Below are 23,576 nucleotides of genomic sequence, written 5' to 3'. Positions count from 1 at the left end.
TCAGACCTCCTGCGCCGGGTTCCCGGCCCACTGCGCGCCAGGTGGGACATCTTCACCCTTCATCAGGAAAGCGTCGGCAGCGAGCAGCGAGCCCGCCCCCATCGTCACGCCGTAGTGGACGAAGGCGCCCACACCGAGCGTGCAGCCGGCGCCAAGCGTGGTGTAGCCGGACTTGTAGGTGCCGTCCTCCTGCGAGTCGCACTGGATCTTGCTTAGGTGATTGAGCACGCACTCGTCGCCGACGGTGGTCAGAAGCGGCTCGGAGATGTGGCTGCCGTCGTCGAACACCCGCCTGCCGATCCGCACCCCGATCAGCCGCCAGAGCAGGCTCTTGAACGGCGTGCCGTTGAAGATGTTGTAAAACTGGATCGGATGCAGCTTCCACAGGCGCTCGACCCACCAGAAACCCGGGTCGTAGATGGAGCAGATGCCCGGTGGCGGCGGGCCGAGCGCTTCGCAGCCACGCTCGACCAAGGCGTAATAGACCGCGGCGACGACCGCGCTGAACGCGAAGAGCACCGCCATGACCGCATGGGCAAACATGCCATAGAAGAACACGATGGCAGCCAGGTTGATCAGCATGATCAGGAAGACCCCCAGCCACCGCGTGAGCAGGAAGATACCGATGGTCCTGAGGTTGAAGCGATTTTTGGCGGCAAGGCCGAGGCGCAGCGCCTCCCCGCTGCGCAGATGATCGAACTGGCTGTCGCGTTCGACGGAACGTGGAATCTCGAACGGCGGCGAACCCAGCAAACCCACCCCTTGGCGCATCTTGCCGTCGAGCGGGACCATCACCTTGATCGCCAGCAGGCAGTTGCCGGCCGTCCGCCCGCCCGCCGGGTAGGTCACGTAGTTGCCGACGAAGTTGCGCGGCCCTATCGCCGCCCGGGACACCCGGAACGAGGTGCTAGAGACCTCGTCGTTAATAATGTTCAGCCCATCGGCGACCATGGTTCCGCTGCCGATGGAGGTGAGCAAGGGGTTCGTGGTCATCACCTCGATGCCGAAATTCGACCCTGTCTGCACCACGGGAGACAGGTGATAGCCGGTCCAGCTCAAGTAGTGGACGATGTAGGAGCTGTCACCGAAGAGGTACTGGAAGAACCGCAGCCTGCCCAGCCCCGCGATGACCCGGTGTACTGCGTAGTGCAAGCCAAAGAGCGGATAGACCCTGTCCGGCTCGATGAACAGGTTCAAGACCCGCGGAATGGTGCCGACGGCCAGCAGGCCGACCAGCAGTCCACCGAAGAACAGCACGACCGAGAGAACCAGCGACTCGATCATCAGCCCCGACAGCGTCAACGCCCCACTGGCGGTTTGCACGCTTGGGTCCAGCATTTCGACCAGTGACGACACCCAAGGGAACAGCAGGCCGAGGCCAACCTCCAGAAGTGGCGCGAGCACAAACAGGATGCCGAGCAAGGAGCAGGCGGCATAGATGGCGCGACGCAGCCTGCCACAGCGCGCCGGCGCGACTCGCACATAGTCCGTCTCGGTAGGCTGTGCCGGAGAGCCATGCCAGCGTTCGCCGGCCGGCACCGCCTGGCCGCTGAGCAAGGTGGAGCTGTGGCCGAGTTGCGCGCCATCGCCCATCGAGGTGTTGATGTCGAGCACGGCCGTTTCGCCGACATAGACATCCCGGCCAAGGGTCACCGGGCCGATCTCGATCCGTCCGGCTTGTGCCCGGTAGCAGAGAAAGCTCGAATCCCGGCGGATCACCGCTCCGGCGCCGATTGTTAGCAGGTCGGTACACACCGGGATCTGCCGCGAAAGGATCACGGCCCCCGGCCCGACCTTCGCGCCCAGCGCCCGCAGATACAGCCCGTACAGGGGCGAGCCGACGAACAAGTGGACTCCCGGGTTCGACCAGATCAGCCACTTGACCACCCAGAAGCGAACGTAGGCGAGGCTCCAGAGGCGAATCTGCTGCGGCTTCCAGCGACCGATCAGCAGCCACTTCGCCGCGATCGGCACGGCGCACACGACAAGGAACGCCACACCGGTAAACAGGATCAGCCGCAGGTAACTCTCGATCCCTTCCGATCCCGCCACCAGCCACTGGTGGCCTTCTATCGCGGCGAGCACGCCCAGGTACGAATAGCCAAAGTAGAACAGCGCTTGCAGCGCCCCGCACAGGACGTACTCGCGTGCATTGGTCGCCGTCGGCGGCTCCAGCACTGCCGCAACCGTCGAATTGGCGGTGGCGGGCCCGGCGTTTGCCAGTGCCGCTGCCAGGCTACTGATCGTCGGGTGCGCGTAGATGTCCTTCATCGACACCGGCGGCAGGCCTCCTTGCTTCCTCACTCGCGCGCAGAAATGGGCCATCACCAACGAATCTGCCCCCAGTTCGTCGAAGAAGTGGCTATCGACCGGCACGCAGTCGACACCCATGACGCCCGCCAGCACCTCGGCGAGGCTGCTCTCGTCACGCTTGGCGGCGGCGCTACGCCGATCCGCAATGGTCGTACTCATCGCGTCACTTCGTAGAAGAAGTCGGACAGGCACAGATCCCGGCCGCTGGCGACCGCCTGGTCGTACACCCACTTGCCAACCGCCAGGTCGAGTATCCCCATGCCGAAGGGCGAGAAAATGATCGGCCGGCTGCGATCGACTGTTCGGTGTCCACCCATGATCTCGGCCAGCGTGCCCGTCACGAAGCTTCTATTGCCGGTTTGCTGCTCGGCGAGATGGGGGGAGGTGTTGGCCTTCATGACGTGCTCGACGTCGTCGACCACGTTCTGCGAACGGAGAAGGATTTCGGGGGCCAGATCGCGCAGGGAAAGGTGCAACACCAGCGGATTGTGCTCGAAGAGGGTTGCATCCGTGATGTGCGGCGCCGACGCGACGGTAGTGAAGACGATCAGATCGCAGGCACTGATCAGGTTTTCCATGTCGGGGGCCACCACGACCCTGCAGTGCCGCTCGGGGCTGCACGCGCTATGCATGAATTTCTCGCTTTCGAGAGGCGAGCGGTCGTACAACCGGACCTCGTCGATCTCCCACGCCGTATCGATCAAGAACTCGTAGACGTAGCGGGCGATGAACCCGGTGCCCACGATGCCCAGCGCATGCGCCCGGCGCGATCGCCCATTCAACCAGTAGGCAGCCAGGATCGCCGATGCGGCGGTACGCGCGGCCGAGATGATCGAACTCTCGAGGATGGCGAAGGGGTAGCCAGTGTCGTAGCTATTGAGCACGAGCACGGCCGAAGCCCGGGGAAAGCCGCGCTGAACGTTGCCGGGAAAACTCGCGATCCACTTCAATCCGGCCACGTCGAAGCCGCTTCCGAGGTAGGCTGGCAACGCGATGATCCGGCAATCGGGCTTGTCGGGGAAGCGCAAGAAATAGCTATCCGGGTTAACTGACCGCCCCTCGGCGTGCGCGAGATACGCATCCTGGACAGTGTCGATACATTCGCCCCGTTGGGCGCGGATGATGTCGGAAACGGTCTTGCCGTTGATGATCGATAACTTGAATTCCATGACCACCTCTCCTATTCGAGCGTGGTCGCCCACGCCGGGTTGTACACCGTGTCGAGGTAGGGTGTGCCGCGGTCCGCGCAAAGGAACAGCACGCTGGGCCGCCTGACCCCGGCGATCTTCGGCGCAAGCCGCTTGACCGCCGCGAACGCCGTCCCGCTGGAGCCGCCGACGAACAGCCCGTGGATATTGAGGAGTTCCCAGCACGCTTCAACGGTTTCGCGCTCGGGGATCTTGACAACCTCGTCAATCCTGGCGCGTGCCAGCTGCGGCGGAACAATGCTCGAGCCGAGGCCGGGGATATGGCGTTTGCGCGGGGCGCCACCGAAGATGACCGAGCCTTCGCTATCGACGGCGATGACCTGGATCTTCGGAAAGTGCTCTTTAAGCCGACGCGACACGCCAGCGATGGTTCCCGCGGTGCTGACGGCGATGAAGACATAATCGAGCGAGTCGAAAGCGGTGCAGATCTCGCCCGCCGTGAGTTCGTAGTGCGCCTCCACGGCGTCCGGATTTCCGTACTGGTTCGTCCAGTAGGCGTTTGGAATGGTGGCACACAGCTGCTTCACCATTTCCAGGCGGGTCTTGAGGAATCCACCGGTGTCATCGCGTTCCTCGACCTTCACTACTGTGGGACAGATACGCCGCAGAAACGACTCGTAACTGCCGGAGATGTTGGGGTCGATTACCGGAATGAAGCGCAGGCCGACCAAGTGCGTGAAGGCGGCCAGGGCTGTGGCGAAGTTCCCGGAGGAGGACTCGATCACCGTGGTGCCTTCGTTGATATCACCGCGTTCGACCGCGCGCTTGAGAATCCAGTAGGCGGAGCGGTCCTTGATGCTTCCCACCGGGTTGACATACTCGAGCTTGGCAAAGAGATCCATCCCCTCCATGGCCAATGGCACATACGGGGTGGGTCGTAGGGTCTTGCGGAGTAGTTCCAAGCGTATGGCGAGCCGTGACGCTAGGGGAGGCGCCGAGCCAGCAGCCGGAACAATTTCTGATCCCGTTTCCCTGTCCTTTGGGAGTATCTCGTTAGTTGACGGACGCATGACAGGGCACCTCTGGCAAAAACCGATCTGGAGAGATGCGACATCGGCGATGGACTGAAATGAAAGCGCGGAAGCATGCCGATATTCGGCCAGCATCGATGCCTGATTTCTCGTAGCCAAGTCGAAGTCACACTCACTTTGTTGCAGCTTCAGTTCAAACCCGGCGGGTCACGCCGCCGACAACATACAACCCCGCGTCCTTAAGGATGGTCTGAAGTAGCCCGGTAATTTTGGCCGACTTCAGCTTTCGCCGATTTTGAAAGCGGGCCGCTGATCAAAATCGACCAGATAGCCCGCTCAATTCTCCGTTATTAGCCGTCGCGAGCAGCTCCCAGCGGCCTTCTTCCGCATTACAGGCGCACCTCTCCCACGGTAGTCAGCAAATGTCGGCGCACCATCCATAAGTTCGACAGCGCGAACAGCATCATCAACTGCGCGGTATTCTTGGCCAGGCTACGAAAGCGCGTCTTCACGTAACCGAACTGGCGCTTGATCACTCGGAACGGGTGCTCGACTTGCGCTCGTACTTGCGCCTTGGTGTTTTCGATCTTGCGCCAGGCTTTGTAGGGAGGTTTGATGTACATCAATTTTCCCCAAATTCTTTTTCAAGCGACACTGTGTAACCGGCCGGCCGCTCTTGCAGACTGCCGGTAATAGTCAACCCGCCAGGTAACCCCAAGCGCTTGCCGCTGTCAGAAAGTAATCCGCGTCAGACCACAGCGAAGCGTTGCTTGCAACCCGCCCACACGTTGGCCAAGTGAACCGCTATGGAAGCTTCGAGCCTTTGGGCCCCGCCGCCTGTGACAAGCATCCCGAGGCTTTCCCATCTGAAACGACGTCGTTCTTCTCGGTGATTGATCACGGTCAATTCTCCGACACTGCTGTGGCTGCACGGAGGAATTGGGGGACTACCGCCCGGAATAGCGGACGGGCAGCGATAAGTTGACCTAATCGTCTTTGATCAATTCGCCGTATTCAAAATCGACGGTGGCTGAAGCCAGCAGAAATACATGGCTACTTCAGACCATCCCTAACTAATTAATAAGCAAGTCGGAGGTTCTGATGTCCATTAAAAAATGTTTGCTGGCCCTGGCGATTGGTGGAGTGCTGTCGGCGTCCACCGTTCTTATTCCTGACTATATCTCCAGTGATTCCAGCGCTATCGCGAGTGAGAAAGGAGGCGATCACGGCGGCAAGGGTGATCACGGTGGTCGCGGCGATCACGGTGGAAAAGGTGGACACGGTGGACAAGGTGGACACGGTGGTTATGGCGGCGGGCGTGGCTAGTGACCTCAGGGCCTGAAGGCGCTCCCCCGGGACCATGGAGGTAAGGGGAAGCGTTCTCGGGCGAGGATCAGCACTCGTCAAGGCAAAAGGCCCGAATTCGTTCGGGCCTCGTGCTTCTTGTCTTCAGCAAAGGAAACGGCGCGTTCATCCGCGCCGCGTCAGCACCTCGACCGCCCCCTGCACCTTGTTGGTGTACCAGATCACCCGGCTCACGCCCCGTGTAATAGCCACATAGGCCAGGCGCAGGCTCTCGTCCTGCATGGCCTGGTCGTAGCTGTTACGGAAGAAGCCCGAGTAGGCGTAGAGCGCGTTGCGCAGCGGATGTTTCTCCGGGGGCATGCAGTCGTCGACGATGATTGCCACCTCGGCCTGCAACCCCTTGGCGCGGTGAATGCTGTAGGCGCGTACCGGCAGCGTTGAATCCAGTTGCGCCTGGATTTGCCGCAACGGTTCATTGCGCCGGCTCAGTACCAGCACGGCATTGCGGTCGGCACTGGCGCGGCTGGCGACGTGTGTGCACTGCGCCTGGATCTCCTTCACCAGTTCCGGTAGGCGCGCCTTGAGGTCGAAGCGGGTCACCAGCTTCACCCCATGGTCGCCCGGTTGCATGGCCTTGAACGCCTTGCTCGCTTTGCTTTGCTTGAAGGCCACGCCGTCCAGCACGGCCTCGCCGTCGCGTAGCACCGGCTCGATGGAGCGGTAGTTGGTTTCCAGCATCAGCACGGTGCTTTTCTTCGACTTGCCCTTGCTGGGGAAGTGTTTGTCGAAGTCCATGAACAGCTCCGGCGAGCTGCCGCGCCAGCCGTAGATGGACTGCCAGTCGTCGCCGATGGCCATCAGGCTGACCGCCTCGCCGCGGCGCGCCAGGCTGCGATGCAAGGCCTGCAGCCACTGGACGATCTGCGGCGAGACGTCCTGGAACTCGTCGATCAGCAAATGGCAGAAGGGCATCAGGGCCTCGTTGGGCACGTTGTCGCCCTTGGCCAGGACTTCACCCAGGCGCTGGAAGGCGGCGTTGAAGGTCATCAACCCCTGTTCCCTGAGCCGCTCGTCGAAGTACTTCCAGAACTGCACCTGGGCTTCGACGAAGGTGCGCTCACGTGGGGAGCAACTGAGCTCGCGTGGTTTCAACTGGTCGAGGCGAATGCCGATGCTCTCCATGAACCCGGCCTGCGCATGGAAGGCTTCGAACAGGGGCAGCGGGGTGAACTCGCCGGCCAGTTTGAAGCCATCCAGCGGCGCCTTGGGAATTCGCGCCGGCTGGCTTTCGGCGGGGGCGGGCAGGGGCGGCAGGTCCAGCAGGCTGTGAACGCGTTCGCGGAAGGTGGCGTCCGCCGTGTAGCACGCCTGATAGGCCTGTTGCAGCAGGCGCTGCTGGGCGGGGCGCAGGCGGCCGGCGAGCAGCGGGTTGTCCAGCTCGCCCGCCGTGGCTTCGTCCAGTTGCTCGAACCAGCGCGGGTTGCCCAGCAGCTCCTTGGCCAGGGTGCCCATGGCGGAGTGAAACGTGCGCACGCACTGGCGCGCCTGGGCCGCGTCGAAGGGGAATTGCCAGAAGGCCAGGACCCTCAGCAATTGCTCGCGCAACTGGGCGCAGGAGGCGTTGGTAAATGAAATGACGGTCAGCTTCTCCGGCGCCACGCCCATATGGCACAGCATGAACACCACCCGCAGCACCAGGGTGGTGGACTTGCCGGAACCCGCGCCGGCGAAGATGCGGGTGAGCGGGGCGCGGCCGAGGATCATCGCCCATTGTTCGTCGGAGGGCGCGCTCACCACCCCGGCCGCCACTGCCTGGGCAACCCGTGCGCGCATGGCCTCTGCCTGCGCATCCGTCACCTTCATTCTGGCGCCGCTGTAGATACCGTCGTCATTGGCTGGGCGCGGTTTGGCGGGGCCGTCGCCAGCGGCGGTCTTGCGGGTGCCACCGGCCTTGGCTTTAGCGGCGGTGGCGGGTTTCTTGGCCCGGGGTTTCGGCTTTCTGAGCTGGGCGACCGCTTCGTTCTCGGTGCGCAGGTATTCAGTGGTTCGTGGGAAGTAACGCGCCAAGGCCCCCGACAGCAGCGACTTGTAGCGTTTCACAGCAGACAGCATGGGTTGATCCCTGTAACCACGACAAAGCGCGGAATCATAAGCGCTTTTGCGCGAAGACTGGATGATGGCGGATTGCTGTCGGCCAGGCCGGGGCGGCAGGGACTCCCGCACGGGGGATGGCTCGTCCCTGTCAAATTCGCTCACCCAGGTTGATGCCTTTCGACATTGCCGCCACCGGCCCCCGGCGCGACCATCCCGGCACTCCAACAAAAACAACCTGGGAGGCCACCCGATGCGCGATTACTTCACCGCTGCCCGCGAATTCGATTACGCCAGCGCCGCTTCTACCGCCCTGGCCGGGGAGCTCGACGCGCTCAACGCCTGTGTCGAATGCTGCGACCGCCATGCCGATTCGGGGCGCGTCGCCCTGGTCTGGGAGGGGCGCACCGGTGAACGCGCCACCTGGACCTTCGCCCAGCTCAAGGAAGCCGCCGCGCGCTTCGCCAATTTCCTGCAGGCCCGTGGCGTGCGCCCCGGGGACTGCGTTTCGGGCTTGCTGCCGCGTACCCCGGAACTCCTGATCACCATTCTCGGCACCTGGCGTGCCGGTGCCGTCTACCAGCCGCTGTTCACCGCCTTCGGGCCCAAGGCCATCGAGCACCGCGTCCAGGGTGCCGGCTCGAAGCTGGTGGTGACTGACCTGGCCAACCGTTCCAAACTGGACGAGGTAGAGGGCGCACCGCCGGTACTGACCGTGGGCGAGGATTTCTGGCGCGAGGTGGAGCTTCAGCCGGACAGCTTCGAGCCGGTGCTGCGCAAGGCGTCCGATCCCTTCCTGCTGATGTTCACCTCTGGCACCACCGGCTTGGCAAAGCCGTTGTCCGTACCGCTCAAGGCCATCGTCGCCTTCGTCAGCTACATGCGTGATGCGGTGGACCTGCGCCCCGAGGACCGATTCTGGAACCTTGCCGATCCGGGCTGGGCCTACGGCCTCTACTACGCGGTGACCGGTCCGCTCGCCATGGGTCATGCCACCACCTTCTACGAAGGCGGGTTCACCGTTGAAAGTACCTGCCGCATCATCCGCGAGTACGGCATCACCAACCTGGCCGGCTCGCCGACCGCCTACCGCCTGCTGCTGGCTGCACGCGACGAGGTAGAGGGCGCCATCAAGGGCAGCCTGCGCGCCGTCAGCAGTGCCGGCGAGCCCCTCACGCCAGAGGTGATCCGCTGGTTCGCCGAAGGCCTGGGTTGCCCCATCCATGACCACTATGGGCAGACCGAGCTGGGCATGGTGCTGTGCAACCACCATGCGCTGGAGCACCCGGTGCGCCTGGGGGCAGCCGGCTTCGCCATGCCCGGTCACCGCGTGGTGGTGCTGGACGAGCAGCACCGCGAGCTGCCCTGCGGCCAGCCCGGCATCCTCGCCCTGGACATGCCGCGCTCGCCGCTGTTCTGGTTCCCCGGCTATCAGGGCATGGCCACCAAGGCGTTCGTCGGTGACTACTATCTGAGTGGTGACACCGTGGAGCTGAACGAGGACGGCAGCATCAGCTTCGTCGGCCGTTCCGACGACGTGATCACCACGTCCGGCTATCGGGTCGGCCCCTTCGATGTGGAGAGCGCGCTGATCGAGCATCCGGCGGTGATCGAGGCCGCGGTGATCGGCAAACCCGATCCGGAGCGCACCGAACTGGTCAAGGCCTTCGTCGTGCTGCACGCCGGCCACACCGCCGACGCCGCCCTGGCCGAGGCGCTGCAGCAATACGTGCGCAAGCGCCTGTCCGCCCATTCCTATCCGCGCGAGATCGAGTTCGTCGCGGAATTGCCCAAGACCCCGAGCGGCAAGATCCAGCGCTTCCTCCTGCGTAACCAGGAGATCGCCAAGGCCCAAGCGGCCGCCGCTCACTGATCCGAAGGAGTCGTAAACGTGCGTATCGAGAATTCCGTTTTCCTGGTGACCGGCGGTAGCTCCGGCCTTGGTCTGGCCACCGCCCGCGAGCTGGTGGGGCAGGGCGGCAAGGTGGTACTGGTGGACATCAACGCCGATGCCGGCGCCGCCCGTGCCGAAGAACTGGGTGCCAACGCCCGCTTCGTCAAGGCAGACATTACCCGTGATGAGGACGCCCGCGCGGCCGTGACCGCCGCCGTCGAGGCCTTTGGTGGCCTGCACGGGCTGGTCAATTGCGCGGGTGTCGCTCCAGCCGAGAAGGTCATCGGCCGCAACGGCGCGCATGCCCTGGACAGCTTCGCCCGGACGATCAGCATCAACCTGGTGGGCAGCTTCAACATGCTGCGCCTGGCCGCAGAAGCCATGGCCCAGGGCGAGCCGAATCAGGAAGGTGAGCGCGGCGTGATCATCAACACCGCCTCGGTCGCGGCCTTCGACGGGCAGATCGGCCAGGCGGCCTATTCCGCGTCGAAGAGCGGCGTGGTCGGCATGACTCTGCCAATCGCCCGCGAACTGGCGCGCCACGGTATTCGCGTGATGTGCATCGCGCCCGGCATCTTCGAAACCCCGATGATGGCCGGCATGCCCCAGGAAGTGCGGGATTCCCTCGGCGCAGCGGTACCGTTCCCACCGCGCCTGGGTCGCCCCTCCGAGTACGCCGCGCTGGTCCGCCATATCGTCGAGAACACCATGCTCAACGGTGAAGTCATCCGCCTCGATGGCGCCATTCGCATGGCTGCCAAGTAAGGAGAACGCCATGACCCAGAAAACCGATCCGATCGTTATCGTCAGTGCCGTGCGCACGCCCATGGGCGGCTTCCTCGGCGACTTCAAGGACGTGACTGCAGCGCAATTGGGCGCCGCTGCCAACCGCGCCGCGCTGGAACGCGTCGGCGTGCAAGGCGACGTCGTGGACGAAGTCATCATGGGCTGCGTGCTGCAGGCCGGCCAGGGCCAGGCCCCGGCACGGCAATCCGCGCTTGGTGCGGGCCTGCCGCAGGGCGTGGTCTGCTCCACGGTGAACAAAATGTGCGGCTCGGGCATGAAGTCCGTGATGCTGGCCCATGACCTGCTGCTCGCCGGCAGCGCTGACGTGGTGCTGGCCGGCGGCATGGAGAGCATGTCCAATGCACCATACCTGCTGGAGCGTGCGCGCAGCGGCTACCGCATGGGCCACGGCAAGGTGCTGGACCACATGTTCCTCGACGGCCTGGAAGACGCCTACGACAAGGGCCGCCTGATGGGTACCTTCGCCGAGGACTGCGCCCAGGCCTACGGCTTCACCCGCGAACAGCAGGATGCCTTTGCCATCACCTCGCTGACCCGCGCCCAGAAGGCCATGGCCGACGGCCGCTTCACTGCCGAGATCGTGCCGGTGGAAGCCACGTCTGGCCGCGAACGGGTGACCATCAGCCAGGACGAGCAACCGCCCAAGGCGCGCCTGGACAAGATCCCCACCCTGAAGCCGGCTTTCCGCGAAGGCGGCACCGTCACCGCGGCCAACGCCAGCTCCATTTCCGATGGCGCCGCGTCGCTGCTGCTGATGCGCCTGTCCGAGGCGGAAAAGCGCGGCCTGACCCCGCTGGCGCGTATCGCGGGTCATGCCTCCTTTGCCCATGCGCCGAACCTCTTCACCACGGCGCCGGTGGGTTCCATCCAGCGCCTTCTGGCCCGCACCGGCTGGGGCCTGAATGAGGTGGACCTGTTTGAGGTGAACGAAGCCTTTGCCGTGGTGCCCATGGTCGCCATGCGTGACCTGGACATCCCCCACGACAAGCTCAACGTCCACGGCGGCGCCTGCGCCCTGGGCCACCCCATCGGCGCATCCGGCGCCCGTGTGCTGGTGACCCTGCTCAGCGCCCTGACCCAGTACGACCTGAAGCGTGGCGTGGCGTCGCTGTGCATCGGTGGTGGTGAGGCGACTGCTGTCGCCATCGAGCGCATGAGCTGAGGAACGCGCAATGATCCCGAACGAAGACGAAATCCAGATCCGCGACATGGCCCGGCAGTTCGCCCAGGAACGGCTGAAACCCTTCGCCGCCGACTGGGACCGCGAGCACCGCTTCCCGGCCGAGGCCATCCGCGAAATGGCCCAGTTGGGCTTTCTCGGCATGCTGGTGCCGGAGGAGTGGGGCGGCGCGGCCACCGGCCACCTGGCCTACGCCATGGCCCTGGAGGAGATCGCTGCCGGTGATGGCGCCTGCTCCACCATCATGAGCGTGCACAACTCGGTGGGCTGCATGCCCATCCTCAAGTACGGCAGCCAGGAGCAGAAGGAACGCTTCCTGCGCCCGCTGGCCACGGGCGAGATGATCGGTGCCTTCGCCCTCACCGAGCCCCAGGCGGGTTCCGATGCCAGCGACCTGCGCACCCGTGCCCGCCGCGACGGCGACCACTATGTGCTGAACGGCGCCAAGCAGTTCATTACATCGGGCAGCCATGCGGGGATGGTGATCGTCTTCGCCGTGACCGACCCGCAGGCCGGCAAGAAGGGCATCAGCGCCTTTATCGTGCCCACCGAAACGCCCGGCTATCAGGTCGTTCGGGTCGAGGAAAAACTCGGCCAGCACGCGTCGGACACCTGCCAGATCCAGCTGGACGAGGTGCGCATTCCGGCGTCCCTGCGCCTGGGCGAGGAGGGCGAGGGCTACCGCATCGCGCTGTCCAACCTGGAAGGCGGGCGCATCGGCATTGCCGCGCAGTCCATCGGCATGGCCCGCGCGGCCTTCGAAGCCGCACGTGATTACGCCCACGAGCGCAAGACCTTCGGCAAGGCGATCATCGAGCACCAGGCGGTGGCCTTCCGCCTGGCCGATATGGCCACCCAGATCGCCGTGGCGCGGCAGATGGTGCACCACGCCGCCAGCCTGCGTGAAGCCGGCATGCCCTGCCTGACCGAAGCCTCCATGGCCAAGCTGTTCGCCTCGGAAATGGCCGAGAAGGTGTGTTCGGCAGCCATCCAGACCCTGGGCGGCTACGGCTACCTGAAGGACTTCCCGGTGGAGCGGATCTACCGCGATGTGCGCGTGTGCCAGATATACGAAGGCACCTCCGACGTGCAGCGCATGGTGATCGCCCGCAGTCTCTGAGCTTTGGGGCCGCTGCGCTGCCCTTGGCGAATGAATTCGCCCTTACAAGGTTCCAGGGCGAGCTCATTCGCCAACCAGTCCGCAGGCCTGGCCTACAAACATCTCCAGGAATTCGATATGACCTACCAGACCCTGCTGGTGGAGCAGGCCGGCGCTGTCGGCCTGGTCACCCTCAATCGCCCCGAGGCGCTGAACGCCATCAACACCCAGCTCATCGACGAGCTGAACCAGGTGCTCGACGGTTTTGAGCGTGACGCTGCCATCGGCTGCGTGCTTATCACCGGTTCCGCCAAGGCCTTCGCCGCGGGCGCCGATGTGAAGGAAATGGCCGGCCTGTGCTTTCCCGGCACTTACCTCGACGACTTCCTCGGCCGCTGGGATCGCGTGGCCCAACGGCGCAAGCCGATCATTGCCGCCGTGGCCGGCCACGCGCTGGGGGGCGGGTTCGAACTGGCGCTGATGTGCGATTTCATCATCGCCGCAGACACCGCGCGATTCGGATTGCCGGAAGTGAAGCTGGGCGTGATTCCGGGAGCCGGCGGCATTCAGCGCCTGACCCGCCTGGTGGGCCGTGCCAAGGCCATGGAAATGCTCCTGAGCGGCCGCAGCATGGACGCCACCGAGGCAGAACGCTGTGGCGTGGTGGCGCGGGTGGTGCCGGCGGCTGAATTGCTGGATGAGGCGATGGACAGCGCCAGCCGCATCGCCGCGCAATCGCGCACTGCGGTGATGATGCTCAAGGAGTGCGTCAACCGCGTGGACGAAGGCTCGCTGGCGGAGGGGCTGCGCTTCGAGCGGCGGCTGTTCCAGGCGGTGTTCGCCACGCCGGACCAGAAGGAAGGCATGGGCGCCTTCATCGAGAAGCGCAAGCCGGAGTTTGGTCGGTAGCCCCGGACGAATGTCGCGCTTGTAGGGGCGATTTCAATCGCCAGGCAGATCGAAGACCTGCTCCGCAATGTTGAAGGGGGCAGCTTGGCTGCCCTAGGCGAATGAGTTCGCCCCTACAGGTCACTACGCCCGCTCTTTCTGCTCCTTCATTTCCTTCTGCTCCTGTGCCGTCACCTGCTGGCAGATTTCGATGATCTGCTCGCGCATCCAGCGGTTGGCCGGGTCCTGGTCGGTGCTTTCGTGCCAGTAGAGGTGGGTCTCCAGGGACGGCACGTCATGCACCGGGAGGTCCACATAGTGCAGGTCCTGGCGGCGGGCGAAGCGCTCCGGGACGGTGATGGCCAGGTCGGTGCCGTGCAACACGGTGGAGGCCATCAGGTAGTGCTGCGAACGCAGGGTCACCTTGCGTTGGATACCCATCTTGCCGAGTGACAGGTCCACGTAGCCCAGGCCGCTGCGACGGCTGGAAATGTGGATGTGGGACAGCGACAGGTACTCGTCCAGGGTGATCTTTTCCTTGGCCAGCGGATGACCGCGGCGCATGGCGCAGACGTAGCGGTCCTCCATCAGTTTCACGTGGCGCACTTGCGGGTCGGTGTTGAGCGGGGCGTCCACGGCGAAGTCCAGGCGGCCGGCGGCCAGTTCCTTGGTGGTTTCGCGGCGTTTGGCCAGGAAGCTCTCGATCTGCACGGTTGGCGCCAGGCGGCGCAGGCGCTGGAACAGCGGTGGCAGGATCACCGTTTCGGTGAGGTCGGTCATGCTGATGCGGTAGGTCTTGTTCGCCTGGGCCGGGTTGAAGGTGCGGCTTTCCTGCACCGAGACCCGCAGCAACTGCAGGGCGTTGCGCACCGGGCCGATGATGTTCTGCGCCATGGGCGTGGGCACCATGCCTTGGGCGGTGCGCACGAAAAGGGGATCGTTGAAGGTTTCCCGCAGGCGGGCGAGGGCGTTGGAGACGGCGGGCTGGGTGATGCCGACGATCTGGCCGGCGCGGGTCAGGTTGGCCTCGGTATAGATGGCGTCGAAGACGATGAAGAGGTTGAGGTCTACCTTGTTCAGATTCATGCCGGGCGTGCTCCTCGAAGTTGTTTTTATCAGCGGATCATATATCGGTGATGAATGTTCATAGATGCCGAAAATAGACTAGGGAAATCTTACGCCCTGTTCTAGCATCCTTACCAGACCTCACCAAACAGCCCGTAAAAGGTAGCCCCGCATGGATTTCGCCTATTCCCCGAAGGTCCAGGAACTGCGTGAACGCGTCACCGCATTCATGGACGCCTATGTCTATCCGGCCGAGCCGGTATTCGAGCAGCAGGTCGCCGAAGGCGACCGCTGGCAGCCCACCGCGATCATGGAAGAGCTGAAAGCCAAGGCAAAGGCGGAAGGACTGTGGAACCTGTTCCTGCCGGAGTCCGAGTACGGCGCTGGCCTCACCAACATGGAATACGCGCCCCTGGCCGAGATCATGGGCCGCTCCCTGCTGGGCCCGGAGCCGTTCAACTGCTCCGCGCCGGATACCGGCAACATGGAAGTGCTGGTGCGCTACGCCAATGAAGAACAGAAGCGTCAATGGCTGGAGCCTCTGCTGCGTGGCGAGATCCGTTCGGCCTTCGCCATGACCGAGCCGGGCGTGGCTTCGTCCGATGCCACCAACATGGAAGCCCGCGCGGTGCGCCAGGGTGACGAGTGGGTCATCAACGGCCGCAAATGGTGGACGTCGGGCGCTTGCGATCCGCGCTGCAAGATCCTCATCTTCATGGGCTTGTCCAACCCGGACGCGCCGCGCCACCAGCAGCACTCGATGATCCTGGTTCCCATGGACACCCCCGGCGTGAAGGTCCTGCGCCCGCTGCCGGTGTTCGGCTACGACGACGCACCTCACGGCCATGCCGAGGTGCTCTTCGAAGACGTGCGCGTGCCCTACGAGAACGTGCTGCTGGGCGAGGGTCGCGGCTTCGAGATCGCCCAGGGTCGTCTCGGCCCGGGCCGCATCCACCACTGCATGCGCTCGATCGGCATGGCTGAGCGCGCCCTGGAGCTGATGTGCAAACGCGCCGTCAGCCGCACTGCCTTCGGTCGCCCGCTGGCGCGTCTGGGTGGCAACATCGACAAGATCGCCGACTCGCGGATGGAAATCGACATGGCCCGCCTGCTGACCCTGAAGGCGGCCTACATGATGGACACCGTAGGTAACAAGGTAGCCAAGAGCGAAATCGCGCAGATCAAGGTGGTGGCACCCAACGTCGCCCTGCGCGTGATCGACCGCGCCATCCAGATCCACGGCGGTGCCGGTGTTTCCAACGACTTCCCGCTGGCCTACATGTACGCCATGCAGCGCACCCTGCGCCTGGCCGACGGCCCGGATGAAGTGCACCGCGCGGCTATCGGCAAGTATGAAGTCGGCAAGTACGTACCCAAGGAAATGCTGCGCAGCGGTCAGTGATCGCCCGCAACGAAGAAGGCCCGCATTGCGCGGGCCTTCTTCGTTTCTCTGTTTCGTAGTTCGGGGTGGGGTAGCCCGGATGCAATCCGGGCTGCGGGCTATTCCTTCTTGGGACCATCCCCCTCGCGCAGCCAACCCATCCGCAGGTGCAACTGTGCCGCGAAGGTGCGCGCGGCCAGTTCCTCCTGAAAGGTCAGGCCGCGTTGCCCCAGGCGTACCCGCCAGTAGGTCCGGCCGCCTTTCTCGAAGGGCTCGATGTGCACTTCATCCATGTTTCTCCAGGTCTCCCGTTTTCTGGGCCGGGCGGTCGCGGGTTTTCAACAGGGACAGGAGCACGCCGCCGGCAAGGAGGCCGAAGGTTACGCCAAGGGACAGCAGCGGGGGAATCTTGCCGATGAAGCCGTGCAGGAAAATCTTGCCGCCAATGAAGATCAGCACCAGGGCCAGGGCGTACTTCAGGTAGACGAAGCGGTGCATCAGTGCCGCCAGGGCAAAGTAGAGGGCGCGCAGGCCGAGGATGGCGAAGATGTTCGAGGTGTAGACGATGAACGGGTCCTGGGTGATCGCGAAGATCGCCGGGACGCTGTCCACCGCGAACACCAGGTCGGCCAGTTCGATCAACACCAGGGCCAGGAACAGCGGGGTAGCGTAGAGCAGGGCCTTGCTCTCGCCGGCTTTCTTCAGGCGTACGAAGAAGTGCGCGCCGTGCAGGTCGTCGGTAACGCGGATATGACGGCGGACAAATTTGAGTACTGGATTGTTGGCCAGATCCGGGTGGGCTTCCTGGCGGGCGAAGAGCATCTTCACGCCGGTAAACAGCAGGAAGGCGCCGAACACGTAGAGGATCCAGTCGAACTCCTTCACCAGGGCGCTACCCAGGCCGATCATGATGGCGCGCAGCACCACCACCCCGAGGATGCCCCAGAACAGCACGCGGTGCTGGTAGCGGCGGGGGATGGCGAAGAAGCCGAAGATCATCGCCATGACGAAGACGTTGTCCATGGACAGCGACTGTTCGACCAAAAAGCCGGTGTAGAACTCCAGCGCACTCTGCGCGCCCAGCTCGAACCAGACCCAGACACCGAACAGCACGCCGACGCTGAAGTAGCCGCCGTAGAGCAGCAGGCTTTCGCGCATCTCGATTTCGTGCTGGTCGCGGTGAAGCACCCCGAGGTCGAAGACCAGCAAGGCAAGGACTATTGCGAGGAAGACAAGCCACAACCAGGTGGCGGTGCCGAGGAAGTCGGCGGTGAGAAATGCATGTAGAGCTGCCATGAGCCCCTCCTTCTGTCGTAGTTGAAGAAGTGACTCCGACATGGCGGCTGGCAAGCCGTCAGAGGGGCCCGGCGTCACAAAAGGAAGCCTAACCGTTGGTCGGGCAACGTAGATACGGGGCCGCTGTAACAAATCTTTGCCCTGTCTTTGGTCGAAATTTCCCAATACGTATGAGAAGTATCCGAATTTACATGTGTAAATAATTCTTATTCGATGGTAATTTCTGCATCCGCCGTCAGATGCGTTCCCGCCTGCACGGCCGCCAGGCGCCAGCCAAGGGCGCCGCACACAGCAGAAAAATAGAAAGCCAGTGGTTAGCCGGCTAACCAAGCAGACAGACCATTCAAGGGGTTTGAGAGTGCAACAGCAAAATGCGTTCAACGCGGCGAATACGGCTGGGGATGCCGTTGCCGCACGGCTCAAGCGTCATCCGTTGTCCGTGGCGATCCTGGGGGTGACCCTGGCATTGCAGGCAGGTGGGGCGCTTGCCGAAGAGCAGCAGAACGGCAATGGATCGCTGGAACTGGTGGCGACGTCCATCACCGACAACCGTCTGGGTGAAGCCACTGAAGGCACGGGTTCCTACACCACCGGTTCGACACGCACCGCCACCAAGCTATCGCTGTCGCCTCGCGAGACCCCGCAATCGGTCAGCGTCATCACTCGCCAGCAGATGGATGACCAGGGCCTCACCAGCATCGGTGACGTGCTTTCGAAAACACCGGGTATCACCGTCAACAAGCTGGATAGCAGCCGCGCCAGCTTCAAATCCCGCGGCTTCGAGATCGACAACTTCCAGATCGATGGCATCCCCGCGGCCTTCCGCTTCGGCAATGGCATCGACCAGGCCGACATGGTCATCTACGACCGCGTGGAAGTGCTGAAGGGCTCCACCGGCCTGCTCAGCGGCTTCGGCAGCCCCTCGGCCACCGTCAACCTGGTGCGCAAGCGCCCGACCAAGGAACTCTCCGGCTACGTTTCCGCCGGTGCTGGCAGCTGGGACACCTACCGCACCGAGTTCGACATCGGTGGTTCGTTGACTCCCCAGGGCAATGTGCGTGGCCGCTTCGTTACCGCCTATGAAGACGGCCAGTCCTTCATGGACCACCTGTCCGAAACGAAGCAGGTCTTCTACGGCATCCTTGAAACCGACATCACCGAAGACACCTTGCTGAGTGCCGGCCTGAGCCGCCAGACCAACCGTCCGGAAGGCTCCTCCTGGGGGGCTTCGACCCCACTGGTGGACAGCAACGGTAACGAGTTCACCCTGTCCCGTTCGTTCAATCCGGGCACCAAGTGGAGCCAGTGGGACAACACCGCCGACAACGCCTTCGTGACCCTGGAACAGCGCCTCGCACACGACTGGATCGTAAAGGCTTCCATCAGCCGCACCGAGACCGATGCACCCATCACCCTGGGCTCCGCCGCCAGCGGCAACCCGAACCCGGTGGATGGCTCCGGCATGTTCATCTGGCGCGGCAAGTACCGCTACGAAACTGCCCAGAATGCATACGACCTCTACGCCAGCGGCCCCTTCCAGCTGCTCGGCCGCGAGCATGAGCTGGTGGTCGGCCTGTCGCACCGCGATATCGAATCCAAGTCCACCAACTGGCCCTTCTTCTTCGACAGCGTACCGACCATCAATGGCTGGACCGGTGACTTCCCTGAGCCGGCCTGGGGCAATCCGACCTCCAAGCAGGACGACGAGCTGAAAGAGTCCGCCGCCTACCTGACCGGCCGCTTCAAGCCCACCGACGATTTGTCGATCATCCTGGGCAGCCGCGTCTCCAACTGGGAACTGGACAGCACCGGTACCGACCTCAGCAGCGGCCAGAGCGCCAAGCTGCAGGAGCTGCAGGAAAACGGCGTGGTGGTGCCCTATGCCGGCGTGGTCTACGACCTGAACGACACCTACTCGGTCTATGCCAGCTACACCAGCATCTTCAAGCCCCACGAGAGCGAACAGGATGCCAGCGGCACGGCCATCGAGCCGGAAGAGGGCGATGCCTACGAGTTGGGCCTGAAGGCAGAGTTCTTCGATGGTCGCCTGAACGCCAGCGCAGCCGTGTTCGAGGTCAAGCAGGACAACCTGCCGGAGCAGATCGGCTTCGATGCGGTCAACAACAAGTCCATCTACCGTGCCGTGCAGGGCGCCAAGACCAAGGGCTTCGAGCTCGAGGTCGCTGGCGAGCTGATGCCGGACTGGCAGGTGCAGGGTGGCTACACCCACCGCATTACCCGTGACGGTGATCACGACAAGATCTCCACCACCGAGCCGGAAGACATGTTCCGCCTGTCCACCAGCTACCGCCTGCCGGGCCAGTTCAACAAGCTGACCATCGGTGGCTCCGCCAGCTGGCAGAGCAAGATCTGGAAGGACGTGTGGAACCCGGCGACCAACGCCAGCGACTTCGAGTACACCCAGGAGAGCTACTGGCTGCTGGATGCGATGGCGAAGTACCAGGTCACCGAGCAGGTGTCGGTCACCCTCAACGCCAACAACCTCACCGACGAGAAGTACTTCAGCAACCTGGGCTTCTACGAAGGTGGTTTCTACGGCGATCCGCGCAACTACATGCTGACCACCCGCTTCGACTTCTGATACGGCAAGGCCCCGCTCCCGAAAGGGGCGGGGCCTCCCCTGCTCCGTAGGATGGGTTGAGGTACGAAACCCATCGGCGGGGCTATCCGCCGGCTCAATACACCCAGACTTCCACCCGACGGTTGCGAATCCGTCCTTCCTCGGCCGTGTTGGCCGCCACTGGCAGCTCGTCGCCGAGGCCCGCGACGTCGCGTAGGCTCACGCCACCCTTGGCCAACTCTCGACGCACCGCCATGGCCCGCAGCTTGGACAGCAGCTCGGCACGTTGCGGGTCAGCCTTGGGATCGCCAAAGCCCACCAGAACCGCCTTCTGTTCCAGCTTGTTGGATTGCTTCAGGTAATCCAGCACCCGCTGCACGTCGCGCAGGGCCTTGTTGTCGAGGTTGGCGCTGCCTTCCTGGAAACGGAAGTTCACCGACAAGCGCTGGGCATGGGTGGCCAGGTCGCGGTAACGCTCGGGCATATCCTGCTGCGCCTGGACCTTGATCGCCTGGACCTGCTGGGCGACGAAACCGGTCTGGTCGACGATCGCCTGGCCGCGCGGGCTCTGGGCGAAATGCACCAGGGCCTGGGCCCAGCGGTTCTGTTCGCCCGGCTTGATATAGATGAACAGCCGGCGCGACAGCGGATAGTCCTCGGTGGCGATCAGTTCAACGCTGGGCGGCATCGCCTGGGAGTCGCCGTCGGCAATCGCCAGTGCGCGGGCCTGATTGATCGAGGCCAGGCCGACGAAGCCGATCCCCTGCGGGTCGCCACTGACAGCGGCAGACAGCTTGTCGTTGGATTCAAAGCGCTGGGCGGTACTGGCCAGGCTTTTGCCCTGGCGGGCCAGTACCAGTTCCTTGAAGGTGTCGTAGGTGCCGGACTGGTCATCGCGGGCATAGAGGTGAATGGCACCGCCCTTGCCGCCGAGTTCTTCCCAGGTCTTCGCTTCGCCAGCGAACACGGCGGCCAGCTGTGCGGTAGTGAGGGTGCGCAACGGGTTGTCCGGGTGCAGGATGATGGCCAGGCCGTCGATGGCGATCACCTGTTCGGCGTACTGGCTGCGCAGGTCACCGAAGGTGGACAGGTCCTTGGCTTCGGCGTCCTTGATCGGGCGCGAAGATGCGGCCAGGTCAGCGCTGCCCTCCTTGAGTGCGGTGAAGCCGGTGGACGAGCCATGGGCGGCCAGTTCCACGCGGATTTCCTTGCCCTGGGCATCGTGGCCGAGGATGTGCACTTCGTTTTCCCGATCCCCCGGCGTCTGGTGAGTCGCGCGCATCCCTTCCTCTTCCAGCATCCCCTTGACCAGCGCCGGCCCCAACTTGGCGCCGATGGTGTTGGAGCCCTGGATACGCAGGACGGTCTCGGGCTGAGCGGCGAACACCGACCAGGGAAAGGCATAGCAGACGAAACCGAGCAGCAACATGCTGAGGGCACGGCCCCACAGGTCCTTGTCGCTGGCGGTCATGGCGCGCGGCATGGGCAGACACCTTGTTTCTAGGGAGTGGAAGGAGCCGCGAGATTAAGTCAGCCGGGTGACGGAGATATGACAGGAAGGCTCTGGCATGGGGCTTTGCTGTATGCGGAGAAATTTCGCCTGAAGCGGCGTGGTCGCTCCTACAGCTCAATAAGCCCGGTCCTGCTAGCCGGAAAAATGCAAAGGGGTAGGGTAGCCCGCTGCTTGAAATGCCCCGCCGGGGTGTTTCAAGCCGGCGCTTAAGCGCATCCCCTAATTGTTCGAGGAGTGTTGTGATGAGTGGTTGGTTCGAGCTGCGCAAGAATACGGGTGGCACCTGGCGCCTGCGTTTGAAGGCAGCCGATGCGCAGACCCTGCTGGATACCGGTGTCTATGAGGACCGTGGCGTCGCGGAGGCGACCATGGCCCTGTTCCGCGAGAACTGCGTGCATGAGGAGCGTTTCGTACGGCGCATCGATTCCAGCGGCAAGAACTACTTCAAGCTGCGCGCGGCCAACAAGGACATCATCGCCCGGAGCCACCTCTACGACTCCGAGCATGCCCTGCAGCGCGCTATCGAAACCATCATGCGAGTGGGTGCGACCCAGATGGTGAAAGAGGCCTGAGCGAACAGGCGATGAAAGAAGAAAGGCCCATCATCGATGGGCCTTTTTCGTGCTTGTGGCTGAGCGATGCGAAGCCCAACGCGCTTTCCGCACCAACCTGAGGCACCGGCGGCGTCCTGCGGGTTCGCTGACTCGAATCATCCGAGGCAGAGCCGATGACCCCGAACCGAGATGAACGACAGCACTCAACGGATGGAGCGGCGAAGCTGTTCGATGATCCGGCGAGCGCGATTGGCGCCAGCGTCGACATGAATGTCGATCATGGGAAGCGCGCCGAAGCGACACATGTTCCGGTACTGCGCCTCGATCACGACCTTGTCTTCGTCAAACGTCAGCATGGTTTGCTCGACGACTTTGGCCTTGACTGTCTCCGGATCGCTTTTCGGATTAGTGGCAATGGTCCAGAAGTAGTGGCTGGTGGTTTCAGTTTCCGGCGTCACGCCGTGGAAGCCGCGCATGTGGAAACCGCCCCGATCCGGGTCATCCAGAGCCTCCGTATTCACATCCACCGCACCAGTCCAGATGCGCAGGTGGCTGACATGGAATTCAATCTCCTGCCACCGATCCACATTGCCCTTGAAGGGATAGGCCGCGCTATAGGTGGGGGGCGGAACGGAGTCCGGCATGTGGCGAACCACGCGGACCATTTCCCCGTTGTCTTCCACCTTCATCTGCGCATTCATGTGAATGCTGGCATTGCCACCGATGGTGCGCAGATGGACATAGCCCAGGTGGCTGAGGTCCATCAGGTTGTCATGGATGAGTTGGTAGGGGGCGTCGTAGTGGTAGACGTCGCCGTCGAACAGGTACTTGCCGCTGCTGTGAACGTCATAGATCGGAGGTTCGCACGTGGGCTCCGGATGAGCCTCGCTGCCGAACCAGATCCACACGATCTGGTCCTGCTCGCGAACGTGGTAAGCCGGTACCCTGGCCTTGCTGGGAATCTTTTCCTGGCCGGGAATCTCAAGGCACTTGCCTTCACTGTTGAACAGCAGCCCGTGGTAACCGCAACGTACGCCGCGTTCTTCCAGGGTGCCATTGGACAAGGGCAATGCCCGATGGCAGCAGCGGTCTTCCAACGCTGCGACCTTGCCATCGGCGGTGCGGAATAGCACCACCGGCCTATTCAGCAGGGTCCGGCCAAGCGGCTGGTCCTTCAGTTCCCATCCCAGAGCCGCCACGTACCACTGATCCAGTGGGAAACAGGGGATAGATGGGGGCGCAATCTCACAGGCGAGCGGTTCAGCATTGGATGCACTCATGGTGGCCTCCAGGGTTCATGGTTGTTGTTTTTTTGGGGGGGTAGAGTTCGAAGCTGCAGATACCTTCTGCTTCATGGATTTTTCGGCTCACGCGAACCTGGAGCATGACTCAGCCCTCCGCACTGAAGTGGTGTTTGAAAGAAGACGTTG

General features: G+C 63.4%; 18 protein-coding genes and 1 pseudogene. 9 read left to right on the top strand and 10 right to left on the bottom strand.

The genetic code is table 11. The annotated features are described in order from the left end of the window. The 4 genes and pseudogenes from FFS60_RS00255 to FFS60_RS00240 form a co-directional block, all read right to left on the bottom strand. Positions 1–2,472 (bottom strand): Pls/PosA family non-ribosomal peptide synthetase, encoded by a 2,472-nt coding sequence (locus tag FFS60_RS00255; protein ID WP_137820770.1) that lies wholly within the window; start codon positions 2,470–2,472, stop codon positions 1–3. Next, the gene (gene sbnB, locus FFS60_RS00250) at positions 2,469–3,482 is read right to left on the bottom strand and encodes a 2,3-diaminopropionate biosynthesis protein SbnB (RefSeq protein WP_137820769.1); all 1,014 of its coding nucleotides are present in this window, start codon (positions 3,480–3,482) and stop codon (positions 2,469–2,471) included. Before sbnB ends, FFS60_RS00255 begins: the two co-directional genes overlap by 4 nt. Positions 3,483–3,493: 11 nt before the next feature. Then, a complete protein-coding gene (gene sbnA, locus FFS60_RS00245; protein ID WP_137820768.1) occupies positions 3,494–4,531 on the bottom strand; it encodes a 2,3-diaminopropionate biosynthesis protein SbnA in 1,038 nt (345 codons plus the stop codon). A gap of 350 nt (positions 4,532–4,881) precedes the next feature. Beyond that, a pseudogene (locus tag FFS60_RS00240) lies at positions 4,882–5,097 on the bottom strand (transposase); the annotation flags it as partial. A 496-nt stretch (positions 5,098–5,593) separates the two neighbouring features. Here FFS60_RS00240 and FFS60_RS00235 point away from each other — a divergent pair. Continuing rightward, entirely contained in the window at positions 5,594–5,818 is a 225-nt protein-coding gene (locus tag FFS60_RS00235) for a hypothetical protein (RefSeq protein ID WP_137820767.1), read from the top strand. A gap of 144 nt (positions 5,819–5,962) precedes the next feature. On the opposite strand, the gene FFS60_RS00230 is transcribed toward FFS60_RS00235, so the two are convergent. Next, positions 5,963–7,909 carry a DEAD/DEAH box helicase gene (locus FFS60_RS00230; protein ID WP_137820766.1) on the bottom strand — a complete coding sequence of 649 codons (1,947 nt, stop codon included), beginning with the start codon at positions 7,907–7,909 and terminating at the stop codon, positions 5,963–5,965. Positions 7,910–8,141: 232 nt separating this feature from the next. Here FFS60_RS00230 and FFS60_RS00225 point away from each other — a divergent pair, with 232 nt between their 5' ends. The 5 genes from FFS60_RS00225 to FFS60_RS00205 all read left to right on the top strand — a co-directional run bounded on the left by FFS60_RS00225 (position 8,142) and on the right by FFS60_RS00205 (position 13,777). After that, positions 8,142–9,761, top strand: coding sequence for an acyl-CoA synthetase (locus FFS60_RS00225; RefSeq protein ID WP_137820765.1), 1,620 nt, complete (start codon positions 8,142–8,144; stop codon positions 9,759–9,761). 18 nt (positions 9,762–9,779) lie between these two features. Then, positions 9,780–10,547, top strand: coding sequence for a 3-hydroxyacyl-CoA dehydrogenase (locus FFS60_RS00220; protein WP_028631186.1), 768 nt, complete (start codon positions 9,780–9,782; stop codon positions 10,545–10,547). 10 nt (positions 10,548–10,557) lie between these two features. Then, positions 10,558–11,751, top strand: a complete 1,194-nt coding sequence (locus FFS60_RS00215) for an acetyl-CoA C-acyltransferase (RefSeq protein WP_137820764.1) — start codon at positions 10,558–10,560, stop codon at positions 11,749–11,751. A gap of 10 nt (positions 11,752–11,761) precedes the next feature. Further along, a complete protein-coding gene (locus FFS60_RS00210) occupies positions 11,762–12,889 on the top strand; it encodes an acyl-CoA dehydrogenase family protein (RefSeq protein WP_028631188.1) in 1,128 nt (375 codons plus the stop codon). A gap of 117 nt (positions 12,890–13,006) precedes the next feature. Beyond that, positions 13,007–13,777: an enoyl-CoA hydratase gene (locus FFS60_RS00205; RefSeq protein ID WP_028631189.1), complete on the top strand. Its 771-nt coding sequence runs from the start codon at positions 13,007–13,009 to the stop codon at positions 13,775–13,777. 123 nt (positions 13,778–13,900) lie between these two features. On the opposite strand, the gene FFS60_RS00200 is transcribed toward FFS60_RS00205, so the two are convergent. Beyond that, positions 13,901–14,842: a LysR family transcriptional regulator gene (locus tag FFS60_RS00200; RefSeq protein ID WP_028631190.1), complete on the bottom strand. Its 942-nt coding sequence runs from the start codon at positions 14,840–14,842 to the stop codon at positions 13,901–13,903. Between the two features lie 151 nt (positions 14,843–14,993). On the opposite strand from FFS60_RS00200, the gene FFS60_RS00195 reads away from it, so the two are divergent. Beyond that, positions 14,994–16,223 carry an acyl-CoA dehydrogenase gene (locus FFS60_RS00195; protein ID WP_137820763.1) on the top strand — a complete coding sequence of 410 codons (1,230 nt, stop codon included), beginning with the start codon at positions 14,994–14,996 and terminating at the stop codon, positions 16,221–16,223. Positions 16,224–16,321: 98 nt separating this feature from the next. On the opposite strand, the gene FFS60_RS28575 is transcribed toward FFS60_RS00195, so the two are convergent. Both FFS60_RS28575 and FFS60_RS00190 read right to left on the bottom strand, forming a co-directional pair. Further along, the gene (locus tag FFS60_RS28575; RefSeq protein ID WP_171016467.1) at positions 16,322–16,495 is read right to left on the bottom strand and encodes a hypothetical protein; all 174 of its coding nucleotides are present in this window, start codon (positions 16,493–16,495) and stop codon (positions 16,322–16,324) included. Continuing rightward, entirely contained in the window at positions 16,488–17,498 is a 1,011-nt protein-coding gene (locus FFS60_RS00190; RefSeq protein WP_028631192.1) for a TerC family protein, read from the bottom strand. Before FFS60_RS00190 ends, FFS60_RS28575 begins: the two co-directional genes overlap by 8 nt. 358 nt (positions 17,499–17,856) lie before the next feature. On the opposite strand from FFS60_RS00190, the gene FFS60_RS00185 reads away from it, so the two are divergent. Further along, positions 17,857–20,100, top strand: coding sequence for a TonB-dependent siderophore receptor (locus FFS60_RS00185; protein WP_137820762.1), 2,244 nt, complete (start codon positions 17,857–17,859; stop codon positions 20,098–20,100). 94 nt (positions 20,101–20,194) lie between these two features. On the opposite strand, the gene FFS60_RS00180 is transcribed toward FFS60_RS00185, so the two are convergent. Further along, positions 20,195–21,562, bottom strand: a complete 1,368-nt coding sequence (locus FFS60_RS00180; RefSeq protein WP_137820761.1) for a substrate-binding domain-containing protein — start codon at positions 21,560–21,562, stop codon at positions 20,195–20,197. A 272-nt stretch (positions 21,563–21,834) separates the two neighbouring features. Here FFS60_RS00180 and FFS60_RS00175 point away from each other — a divergent pair, with 272 nt between their 5' ends. After that, positions 21,835–22,164, top strand: coding sequence for a YegP family protein (locus tag FFS60_RS00175; RefSeq protein ID WP_028631195.1), 330 nt, complete (start codon positions 21,835–21,837; stop codon positions 22,162–22,164). 185 nt (positions 22,165–22,349) lie between these two features. Here FFS60_RS00175 and FFS60_RS00170 read toward each other — a convergent pair whose 3' ends face one another. Continuing rightward, positions 22,350–23,426: an aromatic ring-hydroxylating dioxygenase subunit alpha gene (locus FFS60_RS00170; protein WP_137820760.1), complete on the bottom strand. Its 1,077-nt coding sequence runs from the start codon at positions 23,424–23,426 to the stop codon at positions 22,350–22,352. Positions 23,427–23,576 lie beyond the last annotated feature (150 nt).

The organism is Pseudomonas sp. D(2018), assembly GCF_005502555.1.
Taxonomy (GTDB): Bacteria; Pseudomonadota; Gammaproteobacteria; order Pseudomonadales; family Pseudomonadaceae; genus Metapseudomonas; species Metapseudomonas resinovorans.
This window is presented reverse-complemented; position numbering and strand designations above follow the sequence as displayed.

What these genes read in the sequence shown, in the direction of transcription:
- FFS60_RS00210 (WP_028631188.1), top strand. Translation starts at nt 11,762, where the DNA reads ATGATCCCGAACGAAGACGAAATCCAGATCCGCGACATGGCCCGGCAG.
- FFS60_RS00215 (WP_137820764.1), top strand. Translation starts at nt 10,558, where the DNA reads ATGACCCAGAAAACCGATCCGATCGTTATCGTCAGTGCCGTGCGCACG.
- FFS60_RS00170 (WP_137820760.1), bottom strand. Translation starts at nt 23,426, where the DNA reads ATGAGTGCATCCAATGCTGAACCGCTCGCCTGTGAGATTGCGCCCCCA.
- FFS60_RS00190 (WP_028631192.1), bottom strand. Translation starts at nt 17,498, where the DNA reads ATGGCAGCTCTACATGCATTTCTCACCGCCGACTTCCTCGGCACCGCC.
- FFS60_RS00180 (WP_137820761.1), bottom strand. Translation starts at nt 21,562, where the DNA reads ATGCCGCGCGCCATGACCGCCAGCGACAAGGACCTGTGGGGCCGTGCC.
- FFS60_RS00235 (WP_137820767.1), top strand. Translation starts at nt 5,594, where the DNA reads ATGTCCATTAAAAAATGTTTGCTGGCCCTGGCGATTGGTGGAGTGCTG.
- FFS60_RS00255 (WP_137820770.1), bottom strand. Translation starts at nt 2,472, where the DNA reads ATGAGTACGACCATTGCGGATCGGCGTAGCGCCGCCGCCAAGCGTGAC.
- sbnB (WP_137820769.1), bottom strand. Translation starts at nt 3,482, where the DNA reads ATGGAATTCAAGTTATCGATCATCAACGGCAAGACCGTTTCCGACATC.
- sbnA (WP_137820768.1), bottom strand. Translation starts at nt 4,531, where the DNA reads ATGCGTCCGTCAACTAACGAGATACTCCCAAAGGACAGGGAAACGGGA.
- FFS60_RS00230 (WP_137820766.1), bottom strand. Translation starts at nt 7,909, where the DNA reads ATGCTGTCTGCTGTGAAACGCTACAAGTCGCTGCTGTCGGGGGCCTTG.
- FFS60_RS00200 (WP_028631190.1), bottom strand. Translation starts at nt 14,842, where the DNA reads ATGAATCTGAACAAGGTAGACCTCAACCTCTTCATCGTCTTCGACGCC.
- FFS60_RS00205 (WP_028631189.1), top strand. Translation starts at nt 13,007, where the DNA reads ATGACCTACCAGACCCTGCTGGTGGAGCAGGCCGGCGCTGTCGGCCTG.
- FFS60_RS28575 (WP_171016467.1), bottom strand. Translation starts at nt 16,495, where the DNA reads ATGGATGAAGTGCACATCGAGCCCTTCGAGAAAGGCGGCCGGACCTAC.
- FFS60_RS00195 (WP_137820763.1), top strand. Translation starts at nt 14,994, where the DNA reads ATGGATTTCGCCTATTCCCCGAAGGTCCAGGAACTGCGTGAACGCGTC.
- FFS60_RS00175 (WP_028631195.1), top strand. Translation starts at nt 21,835, where the DNA reads ATGAGTGGTTGGTTCGAGCTGCGCAAGAATACGGGTGGCACCTGGCGC.
- FFS60_RS00225 (WP_137820765.1), top strand. Translation starts at nt 8,142, where the DNA reads ATGCGCGATTACTTCACCGCTGCCCGCGAATTCGATTACGCCAGCGCC.